Annotated in this window: 16 protein-coding genes and 2 pseudogenes; 2 read left to right on the forward strand and 16 right to left on the reverse strand. The window is 58.1% G+C overall.

Going from position 1 to position 23,062, the window contains the following annotated elements:
• Positions 1-503 precede the first annotated feature (503 nt).
• The 14 genes from I6F17_RS09185 to I6F17_RS09250 all read right to left on the reverse strand — a co-directional run bounded on the left by I6F17_RS09185 (position 504) and on the right by I6F17_RS09250 (position 17,219).
• Positions 504-1,169, reverse strand: coding sequence for a 2OG-Fe(II) oxygenase (locus I6F17_RS09185; protein ID WP_225126406.1), 666 nt, complete (start codon positions 1,167-1,169; stop codon positions 504-506).
• Positions 1,166-2,389, reverse strand: coding sequence for a GFA family protein (locus tag I6F17_RS09190; protein WP_225126404.1), 1,224 nt, complete (start codon positions 2,387-2,389; stop codon positions 1,166-1,168). The genes I6F17_RS09185 and I6F17_RS09190 overlap by 4 nt, the downstream gene beginning before the upstream one ends.
• A gap of 1,165 nt (positions 2,390-3,554) precedes the next feature.
• Entirely contained in the window at positions 3,555-4,418 is an 864-nt protein-coding gene (locus tag I6F17_RS09195; protein ID WP_225126402.1) for an electron transfer flavoprotein subunit beta/FixA family protein, read from the reverse strand.
• A 508-nt stretch (positions 4,419-4,926) separates the two neighbouring features.
• Entirely contained in the window at positions 4,927-6,744 is a 1,818-nt protein-coding gene (nifA, locus tag I6F17_RS09200; protein WP_225126390.1) for a nif-specific transcriptional activator NifA, read from the reverse strand.
• 181 nt (positions 6,745-6,925) lie between these two features.
• Positions 6,926-7,762, reverse strand: a complete 837-nt coding sequence (locus tag I6F17_RS09205; RefSeq protein WP_036015438.1) for an SDR family oxidoreductase — start codon at positions 7,760-7,762, stop codon at positions 6,926-6,928.
• A 723-nt stretch (positions 7,763-8,485) separates the two neighbouring features.
• Positions 8,486-9,598, reverse strand: coding sequence for a nodulation protein NodZ (locus tag I6F17_RS09210; protein ID WP_275969515.1), 1,113 nt, complete (start codon positions 9,596-9,598; stop codon positions 8,486-8,488).
• A complete protein-coding gene (locus tag I6F17_RS09215; RefSeq protein WP_346657021.1) occupies positions 9,595-10,170 on the reverse strand; it encodes a carbamoyltransferase N-terminal domain-containing protein in 576 nt (191 codons plus the stop codon). The genes I6F17_RS09210 and I6F17_RS09215 overlap by 4 nt, the downstream gene beginning before the upstream one ends.
• A gap of 298 nt (positions 10,171-10,468) precedes the next feature.
• Positions 10,469-11,257 carry an ABC transporter permease gene (locus tag I6F17_RS09220; RefSeq protein ID WP_225126388.1) on the reverse strand — a complete coding sequence of 263 codons (789 nt, stop codon included), beginning with the start codon at positions 11,255-11,257 and terminating at the stop codon, positions 10,469-10,471.
• A gap of 3 nt (positions 11,258-11,260) precedes the next feature.
• Positions 11,261-12,181 (reverse strand): nodulation factor ABC transporter ATP-binding protein NodI, encoded by a 921-nt coding sequence (nodI, locus tag I6F17_RS09225; protein ID WP_225126386.1) that lies wholly within the window; start codon positions 12,179-12,181, stop codon positions 11,261-11,263.
• Between the two features lies 1 nt (position 12,182).
• Positions 12,183-13,892, reverse strand: coding sequence for a nodulation protein NodU (gene nodU, locus I6F17_RS09230; protein WP_225126384.1), 1,710 nt, complete (start codon positions 13,890-13,892; stop codon positions 12,183-12,185).
• Between the two features lie 69 nt (positions 13,893-13,961).
• Positions 13,962-14,495 (reverse strand): nodulation methyltransferase NodS, encoded by a 534-nt coding sequence (gene nodS / locus I6F17_RS09235; RefSeq protein WP_346769960.1) that lies wholly within the window; start codon positions 14,493-14,495, stop codon positions 13,962-13,964.
• A gap of 50 nt (positions 14,496-14,545) precedes the next feature.
• Entirely contained in the window at positions 14,546-15,913 is a 1,368-nt protein-coding gene (gene nodC, locus I6F17_RS09240; protein ID WP_225126380.1) for a chitooligosaccharide synthase NodC, read from the reverse strand.
• 17 nt (positions 15,914-15,930) lie between these two features.
• Positions 15,931-16,590, reverse strand: a complete 660-nt coding sequence (gene nodB, locus I6F17_RS09245; RefSeq protein ID WP_036015442.1) for a chitooligosaccharide deacetylase NodB — start codon at positions 16,588-16,590, stop codon at positions 15,931-15,933.
• Positions 16,587-17,219, reverse strand: a complete 633-nt coding sequence (locus I6F17_RS09250; protein WP_036015444.1) for a NodA family N-acyltransferase — start codon at positions 17,217-17,219, stop codon at positions 16,587-16,589. The genes nodB and I6F17_RS09250 overlap by 4 nt, the downstream gene beginning before the upstream one ends.
• 831 nt (positions 17,220-18,050) lie before the next feature.
• On the opposite strand from I6F17_RS09250, the gene nodD1 reads away from it, so the two are divergent.
• Complete coding sequence (gene nodD1 / locus I6F17_RS09255) at positions 18,051-18,995, forward strand: transcriptional regulator NodD1 (protein ID WP_225126378.1); 945 nt, start codon at positions 18,051-18,053, stop codon at positions 18,993-18,995.
• Between the two features lie 130 nt (positions 18,996-19,125).
• On the opposite strand, the pseudogene istB reads toward nodD1, so the two are convergent.
• Both istB and istA read right to left on the reverse strand, forming a co-directional pair.
• A pseudogene (istB, locus tag I6F17_RS09260) lies at positions 19,126-19,923 on the reverse strand (IS21-like element helper ATPase IstB).
• Positions 19,923-21,221 (reverse strand): annotated as a pseudogene (istA, locus tag I6F17_RS09265) (IS21 family transposase). Before istA ends, istB begins: the two co-directional pseudogenes overlap by 1 nt.
• A gap of 741 nt (positions 21,222-21,962) precedes the next feature.
• Between istA and nodD2 the strand changes: the two are divergent.
• Positions 21,963-22,889: a transcriptional regulator NodD2 gene (nodD2, locus tag I6F17_RS09270; protein WP_225126375.1), complete on the forward strand. Its 927-nt coding sequence runs from the start codon at positions 21,963-21,965 to the stop codon at positions 22,887-22,889.
• Positions 22,890-23,062: the final 173 nt, after the last annotated feature.

The raw sequence follows: 23,062 nt of genomic DNA on the forward strand, positions 1-23,062 counted from the left end.
CGAAGGATGACCCGCTCGCCCGAGTTTTGAACTCTGCTGCATCGCTGCCAGTGTCGTAGACACGCGGCTATGCCCTTCTTCTGGTTCTACGCGAGCCATCGTCCAAATCTCAGAAGAGAGTCCACATCAGGCTTGGCAGTACGCTCCTTGAACCCGGCCCTGATGCGTGCCCGGCCTTGACAGCTCGATAAGAGACGCATCTCGAAACGCGAGAGGCTCGCCACTACCGCTTGCGAAAACCCAGGCCGTCCGGGATACACCATCGCGCAGCGCCGACGCGCCTCCCTGGTCTCACCCTAGCGACGAAGATGGCCACAATCACCGAGCAATCTTTGCTCGGAGGCGCGTAGTGGCCTATACATGGATCAATGTTAAGCAAGGCTTCCGACCAGAATTGTCGCAGACCTTACGACAACAGCTGACCACAAGATGAGAAATGTAATAAGTTCCCGGAGAACTCGCCCGCCACCCGATTCTCAGAGAACCATATCAGGCGCGCTACCTCATAGCCGAGCGCCGGAACTTTCGATGATCCGGCGGTTCGCGCCGCCGCGTTTTGAACAGAAGTAGACGAGAGATCGGCGCTCCCCGCTCGACACCGGCTTTACTTCATGCCGGACCTTACAGGTTGTGACAAGCACGGCGCCAAATGGCGGTCGGAATACGTGCTGTTCGTGCCTAGTAGGATATACCACGAACTCCCCCCCGTCGAAGTCTCTCGCTAGCTGCACAATCACCGAGTACTCGAAATCCGGATCACTCTCCGCATCCAAATGGATGCCAACAAAGGACCCGGGCGGCATACGATGCATTTGGCATCGGCGAACCACGTAATCTGAGGATGCCCCGAAGATCTGTCTCAGCGCGAAGCTGCGGTCTTTACTTTCAATTAGCTCCATGATCTGCCCTGAAGCTGTACCACTCACGTTGCTAGGCCTGTGGCCGGGTGGAGCTACCCTCACGCGCTTCACAAAGACGCTGTGGAAGTCGCCGGCATCTCCCTCCCGCACTTCTTCTTCCGGAATCTCAGCCTGCAGCTGATCGATCTTGGCCAAGTCGGCTTGGGTGAACAATATCTGGGGAGCGATCACGGCCGTCCCCTTTACCAACAGCTCTACGCGGTACTTTGTCAGCACTTCTTCTGAAAGCAGGCGGGATTTATCACTCATTGTGCGCGCCATGCGAGCTCACTCCTTTGATCTTCGAAGCAGGACTCCGGGTCCTGGTGCATTGAGACGAATGCTTGCTCCCAATGCTCGCCATCGAACTCGGTTATTCTTACGCGTGCGATCGTGCTTCTATCCAGGCATCGAATATTCACGCTGAACCCGGATGGGTTCGACCTCGGCCTATAGAATGGTTTTACCCCACAGAGCCGGCAAAACGTGTGCCGAGCAATGTTCTTGTTGAACTGATACGTAGTGAGAAATTCTTCACCGCGCTCGATGCGTAGCTTATCGCCAGTTACGAGCAAGTGGATAAACCCAGACATTTGACAAATCGAGCAATTGCATCGAACTCCAGAGAGCTCTCGCGGCGCTCTGACGTAGAACTTGATAGAGCCACAATGGCAACGGCCATGATGTTGGATCTCCGAGTGATCATCTCCCGTGCGCGCCGCAATTCCGATGAGATCGCGGCACCACTGGACGCTGATCCGATAGGCCCTAAAGAATTCATCCAAAAAGCGACCACTACGGTCAGGCTGCACAAGTTCACCAATCAGCCGGCCTGTCATTTCTCCGTGGTACTTCTCCGCGGGATCTTCTCCGCCGACATGGCTGCGAAAATACTCAAGATCGTCCGGCTGCGCTTTAAAGGTTTTGGCCAGAGTGGTCCACAGCGACTGGATCATGTCCGCAGCATGTAGCTCAAAAGCTACCATGTAAGCGCAACGAACGAGGGAGTCTTTCGAGGACAATCCGGCATAGAGAGAATGCAGGTACTGCTTCGTCCTAGAGGTATAGTTGGGCAGTATTGCTCGGCCGAGTAGTTGGGAGGCATCCTTTTTCAACAGGTTGGAGTGAAAGTTTTTCGTCAACAGAATATCCGGTAGCGCGGCCTTGCCCCCCTGGAGAATTCGGCCATGGCCACCGGTCTCATCCCAACAGATAAAGTTCGCGACCACGCTGGTCAGCTCAATGTCTCGCGCAATATCCCGATTGTGACGCATTGCATCAAATATGAGGTCCCTTTGGGACCCCGCCTGCAGGTACGGGAACGCCTGTGACATCGCCAGATATTCGGGCAGCAGACTGGCTACCTGATCTTCGGACATCTGCGTGGCGAACGGATGCGGGCCGAACAAGGCTCGCGCTTGCTCGGTCAGGTACTCGCAGCATATCTTCGGAGGCTGATCCGCTGCAGCTCGAGACGCTTGAGATGTCATGTGACCCCTGCAGATGAGAAGCGAACGGTCCCTGACGGAGCAACTTCGTGTCCGGGCCAACCATTAACCGTCCTGGGTTTCATCGGCTTCGAAGGGCCAATGATCGCGTTCACCTTCCAGGCGAACTTTCGGTAGTTTCCTTCGCGATGGCAGACAGCGCCATGCTCAGTCCAACTCATGAGCATTGAAGGAATGCGTTCAGTATTGGAGCGGCGGGAATCCGATCGGATTCCCGTCCACGAGCAGTCCGACGCCGCAACGCCCGCCACGACCAGCATTCGCGCGGAGACTCATAATGGATACTGCGCCGCCCACGCCATTTTGATGCTAATGTCGCGTGCGCGAGTGGCGTGCCTGGCCGCTCGGCGCGCTTGCAGCTTTCGCGATGTTGGGCGAATGGATCAAAGCCTCGCGGTTGCTGCTCCCGCCATTTCGTCGAACCGCTGTCAGCCTGGGACAGAATTGTAGTCTCCAATTTGTACCTATGATGCTCTTAAGTCCTTTGGAGGCTGGTGTCATACCGCTGCTGGCGGCACAAAGCATCTCACAGAGACCCTCGCCCGTTCTTCGCGTTCGCGATGACCGCCTCTAAGTTCTTGGTGGCTCACAGCAATCATCATGCCAACTGTTGAATTCGCTCCGTAGGATCTGACCAAGTTGATAAAACGGTCGTGACGCCTCCTCATTGCGAGTGTATCGAACTTCAGAGCCTGCGCGCCGCTGTCAGAAAGCAAACAGCGAAGAGCCAGCGGCCGCTCACATGCGTACAGGTCTGCTCAATCGCGGAGATTGCTTCAAAGGCGACGCATAGGTTGACTCTGCGCTCCGAAGCCAGCGACAGCGCTTTGTGCGTGCAGACGGCAGCGCTAGTACGGTGACCCGGGTCGCTGACTATTCAGTCTTGGCTCGTGCCCGTTACGTGAGAAGCAATGGCCTTCCACGACCTCCAACACGGCCGAACGGGACCCTGGAACATGCGCAGGCCCCTTTGTCTGTGCCCCGACAATCCCGCGCGGTGGTCTACGGAACATGCGGCCCCGCTGCTCGCGATATCGACGGATACCATTGGCAGACGCTATTGGTAGCTGGCCGAGATGCGTCGGCACTTGTTGTGCGCTCTCCGACACGGGTGCGGCGGTGATACATTCCTCGGGCGTATCCACTATCATGGCCTGGACTCTCCGGATCGAGCGTCACGAGCAAGTGCCGCAAGATCGGCTTCGAGCTTCGGTTGAAGCGAGAAAATTGCGTCTATCAACGCCTGCGCCGGTTGCTCAGCGGCCTCAACCAGCGCCGCCCTCTCGGCCCGCGCAGAGGGAGCGAACACACGCTTAACGACCGTCGGCGAGCCCTTGAGGCCGCAGTTGGAGGTGTCTTCGACACCGGCTTGTTGCGCGCTCCATTTCACGATTTGGGCACGCGCTGCACGCAAGGCATCCGCCATCGCGCCGCGCCGGATCTGATTAGTCGCCTCAAGCATGGTGACGAGGCACGGCAATTTGGTTTGCAACACCTGCACACCTCCTTCGCAGCGTCGTTCCACTTCAATCGTTTGAGCGGCGAGGTCCAAGGATCGGATCTTCGCGACGTAAGTTAGCTGCACTACGCCCATTCGCTTTGCGATGCCGGGCCCTACCTGCGCAGTATCGCCGTCGATGGTCTGCTTTCCCGTGAAAATGAGATTCGTCGGGCGATAGTCCTTACCGATTTTCCGGATGGCGGTTGCAAGTGCATACGTTGTGGCCAGTGTGTCGGAGCCCGCAAAGCAGCGATCGGTGAGTAGGACGGCGCGATCAGCACCATAAGCCAGCGCCTTTCGCAAGGACTCTTCTGCCGATGGCGGTCCCATGGTAAGCACGGTAATTTCGCCGCCGAATCGATCGCGCACCTCCAGCGCGGCCTCGAGCGCGAAGAGGTCATATGGGTTGATGATGGTCGGCACTCCCTGGCGCATGATTGTATTGGTCACGGGGTGAACACGGATTTGCGCCGAGTCCGGAACCTGTTTGATGCAGACGACATTGTGCACGATGTTGCTCCAACAGTTGCGATAGCTACGAAGAGAACAGCAAGTGTTGTACCATCGCCGCCGTTTCGGAATCGGCTCGCTGTCACAAGGGCTTAAAACGGGCGATAAGTCGCTCCAGCCCGCTCTTCCTGACGAACGAATGCCGACACAAGTCAGGGCACCGACAACGCGGTTCCGCTCGTCACGCCAGCCGAGAGACGCAAGGAATGCTCGCAGGCTAACTGCCGCGAACCACCTGCGGGCATCGGACCGATCGACGGTTAAGCATTGCCGCTCACACGTCCGCAGAATAGGGATAGTCGCTTATTACATGTTCGAGCTACCGACGGTTCGCGATTGTATGGTGCGCAGGTGAGGCTCTGTAACTCATGGCGCACAAATCCATGTTGCGCGCGCGCCACGTCGTCGCCGCAGGCCGGCCCATTCCCTTCAGAGGGCGTAGATTGCCTCTTCGGAATCATTCTTCAACTATCTGTTTGGCAGCAGAAGTTCCGGCGGATGTGGTTGTTCAGAACCGCTTTATCTCAACTCCGTATTTTCGCAGCGCATAGCCGATTTGGCGCGGGGTTAGTCCGAGTAGGCGCGCTGCCTTGGCCTGCACCCAGCCAGATTTTTCCATGGCCGCAATGACACGCTCGCGATCGGTCATGCTCGAACCACCAACGAGAACTGTGCCGGCAGGTGCCAGTGGGGCCGATTCGCAGACAGACTGCGGTGGCAACGTCGTTTGAGCTAGCGGAATAATGGACTTTGCAGGCATCGGCTGCATGGGTACCGCCACGTCGGTCTTGTCGTTCGATGTGCTTTTCCAGAGCATCATGGAAAGGCACTGGCCTTGGGAGCATGCAAAGTCACTTCTCACAATCGACGGCCCGGTACACAGCGTCGCTGTTCGCTCGATGCAGTTTTCGAGTTCGCGAATATTTCCCGGAAACCCGCAGTTCATCAGTACATCGATCGCACTCGCCTCCAGGGTGAGCGTACGGCCGTTCTCGCTGTTGAACTTTCTGAGGAACTCTCTGGCTAGCAGCGGAATATCAGTGCGTCTTTCGCGCAGCGGCGGCAACAACAAGGGAACTACGCTAATACGATAGTAGAGGTCCGCGCGGAAGTCGCTCCTTGCCACAGCCTCTTCAAGGTTCTTATTGGTCGCAGCTATGACTCGAACATCGACCTTAATCGTGTGATTGCTGCCGACGCGCTCGAACTCCTGCTCTTGCAGAACTCGCAGCAACTTCGCCTGGAACGGAGCTGAGATCTCTCCGATCTCATCCAGAAATAGCGTCCCTTTGTCAGCAAGCTCGAAGCGCCCCTTGCGCGAGCTGACCGCACCGGTAAAGGCACCTTTCTCATGGCCAAACAATTCCGATTCCAGGACCGTCTCGGGCAGCGCCGCGCAATTCAGTTTAACGAACGGTCGTTTAGCACGGGACGAGGACTCGTGAATTGCCTTGGCTACGAGCTCCTTGCCGGTGCCGGATTCGCCACGCAGCAGAACCGTGCTGTTCGATTTGGCTACAACCGCAATCTTCTCGAGCAGCCCGCTCAGCGCGGCGCTGTCGCCAATAATCCCGTGGGCGTGAAGCTTCTTGCGCTCGCGAGCGACCACCCCAAGCTCAACTACCTTCTGTGGCTGGTCTTTGTCCACTAACAATCGTTCGCGATCGCAGGCGAACAAGCGATGTAGCTTCACTGTTTGTCCCACCAAGTCGGCGACCATAGCGAGCAGCCGCGCATCGTACTCGAGCCGAAGACTGGAACTATCGTCCTGGATACGGTCTACCGTCAGCGTACCAACGACCCTCGCTTCGATACGAATAGGAGCCCCAATGAACGATACGCGCACGCTGTCGGAGGCGCCGAGAAGCTCCCGGTCGGCAGCGCTGAAGGCCGGCTCGCCGGCTACGCTCTCGACAACAAGAGGCCCGTCTGTCGCTACGATCTGGGCGATTGCATTCTGCGGCAGCCACGTGCGGTAACGTTCGTCACTGCCTTCGCTCCAGCCGGCGCGAACGGTAATTTCCGGGATGCCGTCATCGCGGAATAGTGAGACGATGCCGTGTCGCATCTGCACAAACGATTGCAGCAGGCCAAGGACCTTGGCCAACGTGACTTCGAGCCGATCAGGAGCGCTGACTACTTTCGATATTTTGAAGATGCCGGCCAGCGCGCTCTCATACGACGGCTGCCCCGAGGGATTACGCTCCGGCTCCGGTTGCGAGGTAGGTCGTTCGCCCGAGGATGGGATATGCAGCATGAGCCTGTCTCCGTTGTCTTGATTATCCTCCCTGGAGTCATGCTGGGATTGGCGAGCTTCGTTTTGCATGTCACTCTCTGATCTAGCCCCACGTGTTGACGGGATGACATAGAACCGTGACACCTTATTATGGCACGACACGAAACTTGCAATGTGCCCTCGTTTCACTTTTTGCGGATCGTGCGCGTCGTCAGCGGAGAACATACGTGCCGCTGCAGGACACGTCAGCTGCGTCGCCAGAGCGGCGGCTTTACAAATGCTGCCCGCCATTGATCGGCACCTCGGCTCCCGTGACATAACTCGCCGCATCCGAGCACAGGAAGAAGATGACCTTGGCCACTTCATCCGGGGTCCCCACTCTGCGCAGCGGGATACTTGGCACGAGACGGGCTTCCGTGTCCGGCGATAGCATGTCGGTCTTGATTTCGCCGGGTGCGATCGCATTCACGCGAATGCCATGCGGCGCATAATCATAGGCCAGCTCGCGTGTGAGGCTCGCAAGCGCCGCTTTCGACGTCGCATAGGCGCTACCGGCGAATGGGTGCACCCGTGAGCCTGCTATTGAAGTCACATTTACGATTGCTCCTGACGCGGCTCTTAGCTCGTCAAACAGACCCTGCGCGAGCAGGATCGGAGCTACCAGATTAAGATGAAACACCCCCATCCAGGTCTCGGTTGACGTGGTCAGCGACGTCATCCGATCGCCAGTGGGCGTTTTCGGCGAGACCCCGGCATTATTCACCAGCGCGTGCAAGGGCGCACCAGCCAAGCGCTTCTTGACCTCGGTGATCGCACGCGGCAGCATTCGATGATTGCTGAGGTCGATCTGGAAATGATCGTCATTCCCTGCCTCCCAGGAGCATCGCTCGCTGTCGAAAGGTTGGCGCGCGCAAGAAATGACACGCCAGCCCGCCTCCGAGAACAGCTTGGCAGTGGCATGACCAATTCCGCGCGATGCCCCGGTGAGCAACATCGTCTTTTGTTCTCTACGATTATCACGCGCTTTATCGGCGTAAACGAGGCAACCCAAATGTGTTTCGGCCAGCGGCTCTCTAATCAGATTGTCATTCGGCAGATCGAGATCCAAGGCCGCCTCCTCTACTGCTAGGCCAGCGGACGATTAGCAGGATTTGCGCCACTGCGGTGCAGATAAATCACCTCCATTTTGCGTCCTAACGTCGCGCACGCCGAACACTTGGCCGATTTCAGACAGCCGTGGGTGTGCTTTGTGACAACAATGGCAAATCAGCTACGTAAGCTCTCTAGCACACTCGCCTGCTTCATCACAGGGGACGGACCGCGCTCGCTTTCTTGATCGCGCAACCGAATGAGCTGCGGCTTGTCGCCGCCTCACCGAAGTCAACGACCGCTCGGGAGCGACCACGGACATTTTGCCGTGCTAACTCCAAAACTGACGTACCCGCCTCGCACGTCAGATTTGTCATTCGTCGATTCTGTTTGTCGCACCCCTGGGCAGAACTCGGGATATCGCTGGACGGGTTGGCTCCAGGCACGAGCTGGCGAACTGATATGTTCATCCACGCTCGAGCACTGATCAGCTCCGATTTGTCGCTTACCGAAGCATGACGACGACGTGTTCCGTCTGATTAACGCTGCGCAGCACTTTAGGGCGGTTGTTATCGACGTCATGGCTCAAGCCAGGGCACCCGGCCGTCGCTTCGTTCCGCTCTTCGCTGCAAGTTCTCGCCAACAGCATCACGTTGGGCAGACGATTGTTGCCTGTACAAGAACTGGCAGTACTCTTGGATGCAAAGAGCGACAATCAGGTCAATCAAGCGCGCTACAACTTTCATGAAGTTACGAGCTCTTGCGAATTGTCTTCGACCAAGATCAACCTGCTCGGATCGTTCAACTCGAACTCTATAACGCGTGGAGCAAAGAGACGCGCATAGCGCGTGAAGGCGCTCGTTGGGGGAAAACGGATCACCGTGTCGCAGCGCGCAAGGAGATACATCTCAGTGAGGGCAGAAAAGCCACCCTCGGCTCCGAGGGCGGCGTTGTGCAACGGGCCGGCGTGAGGCGCCTGGAACTGTTTTGGAATCGCAAAAACATCGGGAAGTATTGCCGACATCTGCTCAAGGATGAGCGCGCTGTCCGTGCATAGGAACGCCCTCACAGGCTTCGCATGTGGTAACGCCCTCGCCTTGTCAATGGCATTACAGACCTGTCGAAAGGCGCGCTCCGCGTCCGCCCAGTAGGGAGCATGCCCCATAATGTCCTCACCGTTGCCATGCCGGACATGAATGCCGATCACGCTGTACGGCTCAAAGTGCTCGCGGTAGATAGCATCAATCCGAGCCTGAATTGCAGCTCGCGGCTTGATGCTCCGAAAGATCTCTCGCTCCGCCTCCTGATCGCAGCGCCACATCAGGCAGGCATCACACACAACCGTGTTGGCGTCACTATCGCTCTGACTTTGGAACAGTTGATCGAGTTGGTCGCGTTCACGGAAGATCTGCTCGTCCGGGCGGTAGACGCAATCGATAGATGGCTTGTTCCACCATACCGGAAAGAATGGTCCCGGAAACGAACGTTTGTTGATGTCGTCGTCGCAAATCACCGGCACGCCGGCAATGTCTTCAACCGGTTCGAAGAAGACCGGAAAGGCATTGGTGAATGGTTCATCAAGATAGCAAGACCCCCGCCAATCGATGGCTAGCGTCCGCCCTGTCTGCTTTGCAAAACGCCAAGCTGCCGCCAGGGACCACAGACAGTCGCCAAAACCCGTACGTCGCCGGGACACTACGAACCGATCATTCATCGCACCGCTAACCATCTCGATTTCCTTTTCGCGCGCTCCTGGTTGGACAAAAGACATCGATACAGACATCTCGGGTCTCTTCTCCCCCGGCGTCACAGTCTGCAATCGCGGTGCCGGCGAGCTGCGTCGGTAGAACTTCATAGCAGGGCTATCCGTGATGGCCGCGTCCTCTCAACACTTTCTGTCCTTTCTTCAGCGGTGTTGCATCGACCTGCCCGAAGTCCGATGCCCAATACTCCCTGCGCGTCGGATGGAATGGCCCCCTCACATGCAGGCATAGGAGGCGTGGCCACATGCGCTTCGTGGTGCTTCACCAGGGAAACTCGGGACGGATCGATCTCTGCCCCGAACTCCCCTGCCAGCAGCTGCCGCAGCAACAGTTTGGCGTCTAACGTAACCGGCTGAAACACAACAGGACGCTCGAGCGTGGTTTTGCAATAAGCTTCAGTCGCGTAGAACGCGATGCGGTCGATCTCCCCGAGCTCGACTCCTGCGGTAGACAGGCAGTATCGGATCGAGTTGCTAGGGAGCTTGTTGGATGGCTTGACACAGTTGAGACTCTCGTCTTCGACAGCAGCAATGACGCGGTGATCCTGCACAAGAACCGCAGCGCCATCGTGAACAGATCTATTCGGCAGCTCCGGAGAGCTTTCATGGATTTTATCAAGGTCACAACTCAGTCCCGGGCACAACATCCCGTTCTCCATCGTCATGACGGGAAGGCCAACTGCCGTCCCACCGAACTAACCTATACAGTCACGCTCCGCCGGTGCGCGGGCCAGACAGCACAACACGACTTTACAAGGTCTGTCTCGGCGCATAGCGACAGGCGCTCATAAATAGGGTGCTGGCGTCCGATGCAGACCGAACAGGCGGCCATAGAGCTGGCTTGATCACGGCCTCTTAAGGCCGTTGCAGAAGCCGCTGTAACAGACCAGGCCGCTCGCGAGCTACCGCGGAAGGACTCATGTCACTGCATCGATTGACTTTCTCCCTTTCGCTCAACTCACGTCAACGCAGCAGGCGCCGCCGAAATAGTGCTGTCGACGCGAGAAATGGCAAGACCGCGTAAACACAGAGCGCACCTACGTGCAGGGCGGCACTGTCGGCGCCGCGCTCAAGCATCGTTGGACGAATAAGGTCGACCGAATGTGCGAGCGGCAACAAGCTGGCAAAATGCCGAAATGAGTCGGGCAGTTGGCTCGTCGGAAAGACCGCGCCACAGAGAAACACCATGGGCGTAAGGACGAGCGACTGGTAAAACACGAAGTAATCGTAAGTTGGCGCAAGAGATATGACGACCATTGCCAGGCTGGCGAAGACAAGGCCGGTAAGGGCGACTGTTGGTATCGCACAAAGAATGGACGACCAGGATGCATAACCCAGCGCGGCAGCGACAATCCCGATTGCTGTCCCGGCTAGAACGGACTTACTGGCCGCCCACACCAACTCACCTAGAACGATATCTCCGAGCGTGAGCTGTGTGAACAGAATTCCCTCCCAGGTGCGCTTGACACCCATCCTAGCAAAGGCCGCATACAGGGTTTCAAAGGTCGCTGATGTCATCGCGCTGATTGCGACCATACCAGCCGCCAGAAAGGCAATGTACGAAGTCCCCTCAACCCGTCCCACGATGAGTCCGAGGCCAAAGCCAAGGCCCAACAGATTGGTGATGGGGTCTGCGAGATTGCCGAGAATCGATGCAAGCGCGACTTTCCTCCATGCCAGGAAGTTTCGTCGCCATACCGCGATCCAGTTGTACGCGTTAGCCGGCATCAACGATGCATAACCTTCATCCATCGCTCATTTCTCCATCTCGCGCCCGGTCAACCGCAAGAACACGTCTTCGAGATTCGCGGGGCGCTGCAGTACGCGAAGGTCCGCTTGCCCGCGCAGGTGCACGCGCACTTGCTCCGGATATGGCGCGTAACAAAAGAGCGTCTCTCCACTCACTTCGATATGGCGCGCATAAGGCCTGATCAGCTCTCGTAGTTGATTGACATCACCGCCATAGATCTCGATCACGTTGCAGCCGATATGCTCGTCGATCAAGGCGTCTGGCTTGCCTTCGGCGATTTTGCATCCACTCTCAAGCACGCATAGCCGATCGCACAGGCGCTCGGCCTCTTCCATGAAGTGAGTGGTCAAGAGGATCGTCTTGCCACGCGCTAGCAGGGCCCGCAGGCGTTCCCACATCAGGTGGCGTGCATGCGGATCCAGCCCAGTGGTCGGCTCGTCCATCACGAGTAGATCTGGATCATTAATCAGGGCACGCGCCAGCGTCAGCCGCCGCTTCATGCCACCGGACAACTCGGAGACACGCACGTCCGCTTTGCTTTCAAGGCGCGCAAACTCAAGCAGCGAGGGTGCAACCGCCTCGATCCTGCGAGTGCTCATGCCGAAATAGCGGCCAAACACAAGCAGGTTCTCTCGCACAGTGAACTCGAGCTCAAGGTTGTCGAACTGCGGCACCACCCCGACGCGCACACGCGCCGCACGCGCGCGGGAAGGCACAGGCTCATCGAGGACTGTAATCTTGCCTCCGTCGGGCGAAATCATGCCGAGGAGCATGCGCGCAATCGTACTCTTGCCAGCTCCATTCGGCCCAAGCAGTCCGAAGCACTCTCCGCGCGCAACCGAGAACGACAGGTCGTTGACGATAAGCTTGTCGCCAAATGACTTCTTTACACCGGCAAGGTCGATCGCCACAGTGGACATATTCATCTTAGGCTGACAGAAGTCGTTCCGCGGACGATGGCTTCCTGGCGACCGTTTTGCTCCAGAGCATGCCCTCGCACCAAACATGGTCGACACGCCCCCATTGGCAAGCTGCCGCAGCGTCCGGAAAGAATCCTCGTCCGTGGAGGTTGGCGCTCGTGTTGCAGAGCAGCGGAATGCCCGTGAGTTGCTCAAATTCGACGAGAAGCGCGGCAATTTCGTGAGGAGAGTTGCGGGAAATTGTCTGCAGCCGCGCCGAGCCGTCAAGGTGGACCACCGCCGGGACCTTGTCGCGCCAATTCGCCCGGGTCTGGTGATCGAACAGCATGTAAGGATCTGGCGTGCCCGGGCTGAAGATCTCCGGCGCCCGATCCTCAAGACAGATCGGCGCCACTGGTCGGAAGTGCTCGCGACGTTTGATCTCGTTGAGATGATCCTTCATTGAAGGGCATGTTGGGGCTGCAAGAATGCTTCTACCTCCCAACGCCCGCGGCCCAAGTTCGGCGCACCCGGAAAGAAAGATGACGGGCTTATTGTCGGCAAGAATCGACGCAAGTTCACTCAGACTGCAAGGTGCGGCCTCCCAGTCCGACGGAACCACGCTCTCCTGGAGGGCAGGACCACTGTAAACTGACCATTGCAATGGCCCGAAGCCATCCTGCGCTGCCATGGCTCCGCACGCCGCGCCGATTGCCGAGCCGCTGTCATTCGGAAACGGGGGCACCCAGACATCATCGAATAATCCCGTCGCGCGAAGCGCGCTGTTCCATTTGATATTGAGACCGCAACCTCCGGCGACACATAGATTTCGCGCTCCCGGAAGCGACGAATATCTCAGCAGAAGCAGCGCGATTTCCCTAACAAGAAGACGTTCCAGAAACACATGGAACGAGGCGAGGACGTCCTCCGCTCGCTTGGTGGCCAGGCGCAATGCGCTTGCCTCGAAGAACGCGTGCATAGCTGCAAGAGACGATTCCGCATTGTTGATGTCTTCGCGGTAGCGGCGAGCCTGCTCCGTGTCGGCCGCCAAGCGTGTTTCATAAAGCTCCTGAAACACTTCCACGATGCTTTCATCAACGGAGCCAAGAGCGATGTAAGCCATCAGCTTGCCGGCGATGCCCAGATCCCAATTGGAGCGGTTCGGCTGCCGGTATGGCCCGAAGTGAAGGCCCGCGGCAGCATAGGCGTGGCCAATCATCGGAAACAGCGATCCGATGAACCGAGCTCCGCGCGGTTCGACATAGTAAAGACGTGGAAAGATACAGCCATCCCATACCAGACAGAACGAGGGCTGTCCCTCGGCTGCAAAGGGACTGGTGCTATATGCCGACGCGACATGGCCTGTGACATGCGGGTAGCTCTTATATGGAAACTCCTTGCCTCCGAGGAGGAGGCCAACGCCGTCGACCGGATCAAGGAGGCCCTCAGCATGACGCTCGACATATGGCGCGCCTTTCAGCGCGACCTGCACCGCTCCGCTTAGGAGCTGGAACTGCGATTCACTCTCCCCGTCCCAGCCGTCAATGACGAACTGATCGATATCCCGCGGCTCCAGGCCATGCTCCGCCAAGGCGCGCACGACTGCATCGAGATTGTCGACGGACTGATAGCGTGGACTGTTGCCGCGCTTCTCTTGCTCAACACAAAAAAGAAGCCGCCCGTCTTCGACGACAGCAATTGCCCCGTCATGTGTCAGCTTTATTCCGCAGATGCGCATACGTCCTCCTGGCCTAATGACCGACGTTTGATTGTTCTGACAACGCGCCTGGCTTCCGAAACCGGACGATCAGCAGTCTTCGTTTGCCGATCCGGTGCAGCAGTGCCGACGCTCGACCTCTGATAGGCTCCCGTTAAAGAGAGCGATCACAGTTTCGGCACCAGCAGCATGCCCCCAGAGTTGACATAGTTCATCACGCGCTGACCCGAAAATCAGAGTGCCACCTGGCGCAAGCATACTCACCAGGTTGCGGATAGCCGCATGCATCTCGCTCACGTCTTTGAGGTAATAAAGAACCTCGGCCACGACAATCAAATCGAACTGCTCAGTGGTCGAGAACCGCTGAATGTCGCAGGTCACCCAAGTAATATGTGACCACTTACTGGTCCGCAGTCGCGCTCGCTCGATTGCCTGCGGCATGACATCCACAACGGTAAGTCGCTCGCATAGCGGCGCCAGCATCTCCGTGAATGCACCGGCTGCACATCCTACTTCGAGGGCAGACGCAGCATCTCCGTTGCCACACGACATCCGGAGCATTTGCGCGTATCGCTCCTGCTCGAACGAACTGCTGTCAAGGCGCCATGGGTCGTCGACAGCCAACTCTCGCTCTAATAGCTGATGGTTCGAGTCCAGATTCATGAGACGACCACTTATTTGTAGGCAGTCGAGCGTTCGCGACCGGAAACACTCTCCGTGGCCGCGAGGCCCCCTTTTTGAATGGCAGTATGAATGGCAGTAGGCCCCATCCCTACACTAGCCGCGCCTCGTCCGGCATTGGGGCGCAGGATGACACGCTGCTTCTCCTCTTCCGCCGGCACATTGGTAACTTTTCGGGATAGCCAATCGCTATTGCTCAATGTACAAAGCGCATAAGCCTTCAATGGTAGTAAAAGAAAGATATTTATCGGTGTGTGGAGCGAGAAGCCGATAAACCGCAAATCGCGGGCACGAAGCGCTGCCACACTGCACCGGACCATAGTCATTGCAGCAATCGTCAATCCCGTCCACCAGGGTATAGAGCCACCGATCACGAGCTGTGCAAGCGCAGTAAGTGTTGAAATGGCGAGGAGAAGTGGGCCGAGATTTTGCCCGATAACATCTAGGGTCAAATATCCATCGAGCTCTGGCAGCAGGCGCAATGCAAGAAACGTATCTCGAAAGGTACTGCGGGCCCAACGGAGCTGCTGACGCAGATATGGCCCAAGACTGTGCGGGACGACTGTGGCTGCTATCGCGTCTGGGACGTATTCGGTTCGAAACCCCGCCTTGAGCATGAGTATCGTTAGATGGCGGTCCTCGCCGAAATCACTCGGCTTCCCACGAAAGAATTGCGCTTCGTACTGATCAAGAAGCAAGGTGAGTGCGGAACGCCGATACATTGCACATGGGCCGCAGCAACACATGACGGCACCGAAGCGCGCCTGTGCCGCGCGCTCTTCGTTGCACGCGAGCCAATATTCCATATCGATCAGCCTGGTCAGCCAGGTCTGGTCGCGATTACTTGCTATGAGTTGACCCATCGCCGCACCGATTTCCGGGTCATGCATCTTTAATACAAGCTTTGTGACGACGTCGGCAGCAAGAATCGTGTCGGAATCGACGTTGAGAACCAGATCCCCGGATGAGCTGCGTATTGCGGCGATCTGCGCTTTGCGCTTTCCGACGTTGTTGGCCAACAAGATGATATTGAATCTCGGATCGTTGGCATATACCTGGTGTACAGGCGCGACCACGTCCCGGTTTGCAGACCCGTCATCGACCACATAGACCTGCATCTTTCCGGCGTAGTCTTGACTGGCAATCGACTCCAGACATTCGGCAAGCGTGTTTGGATTCTCGTTGAAGCACGGCACGATGACGTCCACAGAGGGAAGGACCACCTCGGCTTGTCCGAGGCTGTCCTGTAGCGATGAGTTGATCGTCGGCTGGGCATAAAGCGCTTGCACGCTCTTATAGACAGTCGAGAGTAGCGCATAACTTGAAACAGCGGCAGCACTGGTTGTCGCGAGCAGGTCCATAGGGTGCCAGTTCTTGTTCAGTGGAGTTGAGGGAGTGGACGGATTACAAACCCGCGCCGTTGTAGTGCCGGAATCAGAGATGCCAGCGCCTTCGTGGTCTGATCACGCAGCGTTGTATCGGTGCACAGTCTCTCCTCATCGGGAGGATACCCGTCGTGCAGGAGCACAATTGCACCCGGGCGAACGTTCGCCAGCACCGAATTCACAATTGTATCAACACCAGGGCGGGACCAATCTCTCGGGTCGACCGACCAGTGCAGAGCCGTGAGACCAGCGCTCGCCGTCATTGCGAGCACCTGTTGCGTCCATATGCCGTAAGGCGCTCGCATATGCCTGGGCGAGGCCTTCGGGCACGCCAGACGGATCGCCTCGCTCGCGGTCAGCACTTCATCCTGTAGCTCCGCAGGTCCGCATCTGGATAGATCAGGATGGGTCATCGTATGGTTCGCAACCTCATGCCCTTCCGCAATCACTCGTCGGATGAGGTCAGGATGCTCGATCGCGTACGTGCCGATGACGAAGAATGTCGCCGGAACCCGATGTTGCGCCAGCACATCGAGCACCTCTGGCGTACAAAATGGGTTCGGCCCGTCATCAAAGGTCAAATAGACAGCTCGACTTCCGCTCACGTCAGCGTAGTCGCAGCGGACAGTGGATGGGGTGGAATGCTCTGTCACAACTCAGGCCCGTTCCGATCGATGAAAGTCCCGGCCGGCCATTCGCTTATCGAGCGTCCCAGCGGAAACACCACGACGACCACGTCCTCGAGGCGGGTCGGCGATAAATTGGGATAGACATCCGGCTGCGTGGAGCGGACGCGAATGCCATGCATCAGGGTGGCGAGCCCCTGCCTTTCGACCAGTCGCGTCATATGTCTCTCAAGCGCCGGCCGAACCGTGCCAAAGCCGAATGGAACGCCAAGCTCCTGCAGCACTGGATACATCACGCGCATTGCGTGGCTTATTCCGAGCCCTTCGAGATCCGGACGCACCGCATACAACCCCAGTTCTGCTACGAGGAGATCGACTTCACTAACTTTGATGAAGCGACGTAGTAGCCCGAGATGGGCCGCTACCCCGCGCGCGTCGTAACCAATTGCACGGAGCTCCGGTCTTGCGCCGGCCCAACTTCGGCTTCCCTCAAAGGGCTGCGCATTGAACGCGCCCGTCGGCCCATAACTCTTGCGGAAGAACTCCGCGAGCTCGGCATGATCGGCGAGCCGCAGCTCGTTCTCCCAACGAAGGCTCCACTGCACTTGAGCGCGCGCAGAAGAGCGTTCCGCAGCCGGAGACACGGCAATGTTCATGGCAAGCTTCCTTGCGCCAGTGGAATTAAGAGCGAGACGGTCGGGTGAACTCGTTAGTCGCGGAACCGCCAATCAAAACTGAGATGCGCGGACTTGCTGTGTCGGACCTCGGCACCGCTCGCCTGCACAGCGCCGCTGGCCCATGCTCGCGAGGCAGCGAGCGCTCGGTTCGCGCTTCTCATCCGGCCAATGCCCTGCGTGCTATATATCGGAAGATGCCCACGATGCGATTCGACTAGCCAGAACCTGTCTGCACCAAAGAGCTTTTGCGCCTCCTGTCGTATCGATGTCCGCCGCTTTGATCTCTGAGGGCAGGCCACCGACGCGCAGCCCTCATCGACGGCGCTTCGGAGCGGCATCAGATCAAACTGGCTTTCATACATCTTCGACACGCCCCGAATGCACTGGACAGGCGAGCCATTTGGAAAGGCGCCTGGAATTCTTGGCATCCGCAATCTGCGCCTGCCGCTATTCCCACACCCTAGAATGAGACTGAACGCGCGCTCAACTGTACGCGAGTAAACCCCAAATATGGAAACGGATGAAATCCGCATACCAACGTTTATCAGGCTCCGCTTAGCGTCGAAACGAGCGCGCTTCGCACGGAGAAGCAACACGGCTCGCACGCCGCACGTATAGACGCCCATGAAACGGATGGGGCGGTGCGCTCGCACGTCTACGCGCTTTTCTCTGAGCTCACCTAAACGACGATAAACCATTGTGGTGTGCCTAATTACTTTTTCAAACTTCAGTTTGCTATCCAACATCCCGCAATTTGGTAAAATAGATTGTTTCGATAGAACACATCCACACGATGGATAGACTGACAACATGCGGTTCAAAGGACTCGATCTAAATCTTCTCGTTGCGCTCGACGCCGTGATGACGGAACGCAACCTCACAGCGGCGGCTCGCAAAATTAACCTGAGCCAGCCGGCTATGAGCGCTGCGATCGCACGGCTGCGCACCTATTTCCGCGATGAACTATTTACTATGAGAGGTCGCGAGCTCGTCCCGACACCTGGCGCGGAGGCGCTTGCAGGTCCGGTTCGCGAGGCCCTGCTGCACATCCAACTCTCAATCATATCACGCGACGCGTTCGACCCGACTCAGTCGAGTCGACGCTTCAGGGTCATTCTTTCAGATTTCATGACGATCGTTTTCTTCCGCAGAATTGTGGACCGCATGGCACAAGAAGCTCCCGCCGTGCGGTTCGAATTGCTGCCATTTTCCGATGAACCCGATGAGCTGCTCCGTCGGGGCGAAGTCGACTTTCTCATTCTGCCGGAACTGTTCATGTCGAGTGCGCACCCTAAGGCGACGCTGTTCGAGGAGACTCTCGTGTGCGTGGGATGCCGGGCGAACAAGCAGCTATCCCGACAGCTTACGTTCGAGAAATACATCTCGATGGGGCACGTTACTGCCAAGTTCGGACGAGCACTGAGACCGAACCTCGAAGAATGGTTTTTGCTTGAGCACGGTCTGAGGAGACGAATTGAGGTCGTCGTGCAGGGCTTTAGCCTGATTCCGCCCATATTGTTAGACACGAACCGTATTGGCACGATGCCCTTACGACTGGCGAGACACTTCGAAAAGCGGATGCCACTGCGGATCATCGAACCGCCTCTGCCCCTACCCATATTCACAGAGGCCGTGCAGTGGCCCTCGTTCCACAATACCGATCCCGCGAGCATCTGGATGCGGCGAATATTGCTCGAGGAGGCATCCAACATGGCATCTGGTGAGCAAACGCCTCCAACTCGCAGGCGCTGTTAGGCTGTCAAGCGACGTCCGGATTTGCCCCCCCAGCGACATGAGGAAGTGACCCCCTTGTTGTTTGCAGGACTGTAGCAAGCCGCTCGCGAAGCGCGCCCGTCATAGCGCTGTAGCGAGCGAGCGGCTTGCTTCACGACTTCTTCTCCGACTTGGCTTCTGGTGCAGCGGGCTTCTGCAGCAGTCCGCTGCGGCGCTTCTCCTTCAAGCGATAGCTGTCACCGCGGATCGTGATGACGTGATGTGGTGCAGCAGACGATCAAGGATCGCGGTGGCGACCACGGGGTCGCTGAAGACCGAGCCCCCACTCGCCGAGGCTGCGGTTGCTGGTAAGCAGGATCGCGCCTCTCTCATAGCGACGGCTAACGAGCTGGAAGAACAGATGCGCGGCATTGGGCTCAAAGGGCAGATACCCGAGCTCGTCGATGATCAGGAGCTTTGGCTTGGCAAATTGCGCGAGTCGCTCCTCGAGCCGCCCTTCGCTGTGACCTTTAGCAAGCTGCGCAACAACAGTCGTGGCTGCGACGAACTGAACGGAATGCCCAGCCAGGATTGCTTCGCGGCCAAGAGCGACCGCAAGATGCGTCTTGCCAACGCCAGGCGGTCCAAGCAGCAGCACATTCTCGCCATTGGCAATCCAGCGGGCGCTCGCAAGCTCGCGTATCTGCTTGGGATCCACCGAGGGCTGGGCCGAGAAGTCGAAGCCCGACAGATCGCGAACGAACGGGAAGCGAGCAAGTTTGAGCGTCATCTCGACGCGCCGCTCATCCTTGCGGGCGATCTCGCGCTCGCACAGCAGCACCAGGGTCTCGCGTAGGCTTAGCTCTTGCCGGCCTGCTTCATCCAGCAATCCATCCAGCTGGTCGCGGACAGCCGTCAGCTTCAGACGCGTCAGCATATCGCTAAGGGGCTTGGAGACAATGGCTCGCATCAGAAGCCCCCTCCCACAATCGCTTCATACTCCCCGAGCGGCCGCAGCAGCGTCGGCGATGGCAGCGCGACAGGCGATAACGCGAGCTCGCCAGCATGGCTCGGTTTAAAGCCAGTCAGGCCCTCAAAGTGTTTAGGGTTGACGACGCGACGGCGCCGACCAACACAGATCGGATGAACGGCCACCTCATGGATCCCGTGATGGATGCGCACCGCGCCATCGACGATCGTCGCTCTCACCGTCTCGCCGATCAGCCGCTATGGCACAGAGTAGGCATTGCCATCGATCTCGACCGCGCAGTCGGCCTGCACGCGACGGATCAGTTCACGTGCGGCCTGGAAGGGCGGCCTCCCGGCTATGGGCTTCAGCGTATGCGCCTCAGCGCGCCTGAAGCGCTCAATCGGTGCTTCGCCCGTCGTGCCATGCTGGCGTAGATCGGCGATCTCCCGTGTCCAAGCCTCGAGGTGCGCCTCAAAGGCCTCCCAGCTCCGGAAGGTGCGGCCGGCGACCGCGTTCCGCTTGACGTAGCCGACGCCATTCTCGGTCTTGCCCTTGGTGCGGGCTCGATATGGCGCGCAGGCCCGTGGCCGGAAGCCCTAGTGCTTGGCAAACGCGGTCAGCTTGTCATTGAACACGACGGTGCGCGTCGCGGCATCATGTTCCACGACTAGCGCACGCGCATTGTCGAACAGCACCTCCTAGGGCACGCCGCCAAACTTCACGAAGGCGCTTTCCAAGCCATCGAACCAGCTCTCTCGCCGTTCGTTGCGGAATGCCCTGACATGGTGCCGGCGCGAGTAACCCAACGTGGCGACGAACAGGTGGGCGCGAACCTTGCTACCGCCGATCTCGACCAGCCGCTCGCCAAAATCGATCTGCAGCTGTTTGCCGGGCGGTGTCTCGAACCGCACCGTCGCACGCGCCTCGGCCGCAAGCTCCTGGCGATAGCGCTGGACGGCCCGCTCGACCGTGCGCAGGCTGACGATGATGCCTTTCTCGGCTGCCAGCTCCTGGCGGATCACGTCGGCATTGCCGTGGTGCTGCCGCAGGCGCTCCTTGAGCCAGATCTCCTGGCCATCGAGCGCCTTTTTGCGGTGCGGCTGCCGATACGGCGTCCAGCCGCCGGCCGCCACGTAGTCCTTCACCGTGTTGCGGCTAATCCCGAGCTCCCGGGCAATCCGTTTACTACCCCACCCCAGCTCGTTGAGCCGGAGTATCGCCGAAACCTCGTCCGGCTCCAGCATGGCCTCCCTCCGCGGATCTTTGAACCGCAGAGGACCTGAACTGAGTCGCTGCATAAACCCCCCGTTCTGACCGTGTCGCGAGGGGGTCAATTCCTCGTGTCGTCAGGGGGTCAATTCTCCATGTCGCCCGACAGTTAGGCTTACCGCAAGCTGCGACTCCGAATATCCCAAGCACGCTATGGGCCCTTCGACGTGCTCGGTCCCTTTCCTCGCTTCCGCGTCTCCTGGTCGTCTCCTGGGGAGACACTGCCACGACCTCACAATGCAGCGATCCGTTGCGAAGACTTTTCCAGTTGTAAGCGAGGTGACTTCCCAGGTGTGGTTTGATGGTCTCCGCGCTGCATTCAGGGCTACCCCTGGCACTATCGCGGATAGAACACGCCTCCATCACAAATGTTTAGCTTGGCTAATAAAATGGCTTGAATCGCACATTGCGTCAGGTTGTAGGTTGACCGTCGCGACTAGCGCTGCAGGACGCAGCCCTCGACGGAGCGCTTTGGGGAGCTCACGGCGCTCACGGACGCTGGGATGATCTGCCATCAGCGAGCTGAACGGACCAGCTACGTGGTCGGCCGAAACCGGCGAGACGGATCAGCTTGGAGGGTCCTGAAGCTTTCCCGCCGCGGCCGATCGGCTTACCGCTTGCTCTCCATTCTTGTGGTCATTTCGCGACTTCCTTATCGTGATGGCAGGGTTGAGCCGATGTCCATTCGGGCGAGCCAGGACGATTGCTCCAGATGGAGCCGCCACCGGACGTTTTTTCGCAGCAAGGACGTTTGCGCCGGATAAGAAGAGATGCGTTTCAAAGGTCTGGATCTAAATCTTCTCGTCGCGCTGGATGCTCTGATAACTGAGCGCAATCTCACCTCAGCGGCACGCAGGATCAATCTCAGTCAGCCGGCCATGAGCGCAGCCGTTGCCCGGTTGCGCTCATATTTTGGCGATGAACTGTTTGGGATGAGGGGGCGCGAACTTGTCTTGACCTCGCGCGCGGAAGGGCTCGCAGCCCCTGTACGCCAGGCTCTGGTGCACATCGAACTCTCAGTTATTGCGCGAGACGTGTTCGATCCAGCTCGATCGAGCCGGCGATTCAGGATCGCCCTTCCTGATTTCATAACAATTGTATTCTTAAGAAATGTCGTGGAGCGCGTCACGCGAGAAGCTCCCACCGTCAGCTTCGAACTGGCAGCGCCGACCGTTGAGCACGAGGAGCTCCTCCGCCGGGGCGAAGTCGATTTTGTTATCCTGCCAGATTCTCTCATGTCCAGCGCGCACCCCAGGGCGGCCCTATTCGAGGAGAGACTCGTCTGCGTAGGTTGCTGCACGAACAGGGAATTACAACGCGGGCTTACATTCGATCGATATATGTCGATGGGTCACGTTGCAGTTAAGCACGGAGGTGCGCCCCACACGCCAAGTGAGCAATCATTATTAATCGATCTCAGCCCTACTCGGCGCATCGACATTCTCGTGCAAAGCTTCAGCATGATCCCGCCCCTCCTTGTTGGGACGAACCGCATAGGCACGATGCCATTAGGGCTCGTGAGGCATTTCCAAAAGACCATGCCTCTTCAGATTGTCGAGCTTCCGGATCCATTCCCCGTCTTCACTGAAGCGGTTCAATGGCCCGCAATTCACAACAATGACCCGGAAAGCCTGTGGATACGGGAAATATTGTTCCAGGAGGCCACGCGCATGGCACTGCACAAGAGCACCCCGTGACCAGCACTCCGGAAGGAGCGGGCAGTGCCGGGAAGTTCGCACAATCCGTCTCGCCGTTGCCGTAAGGATGTTCGTGAAGTCTACGAACTTCACACTCCAACACTTGTCTCGACACACACAATTGCACCTGCCTGGCTTGCTCTCCCTGTCGCGGATAAAGACCCTCCGGGCGC

Origin of the sequence: Bradyrhizobium sp. NBAIM18 (assembly GCF_020193825.1) — a bacterium.
In the GTDB taxonomy this organism is placed as follows: Bacteria; Pseudomonadota; Alphaproteobacteria; order Rhizobiales; family Xanthobacteraceae; genus Bradyrhizobium; species Bradyrhizobium yuanmingense.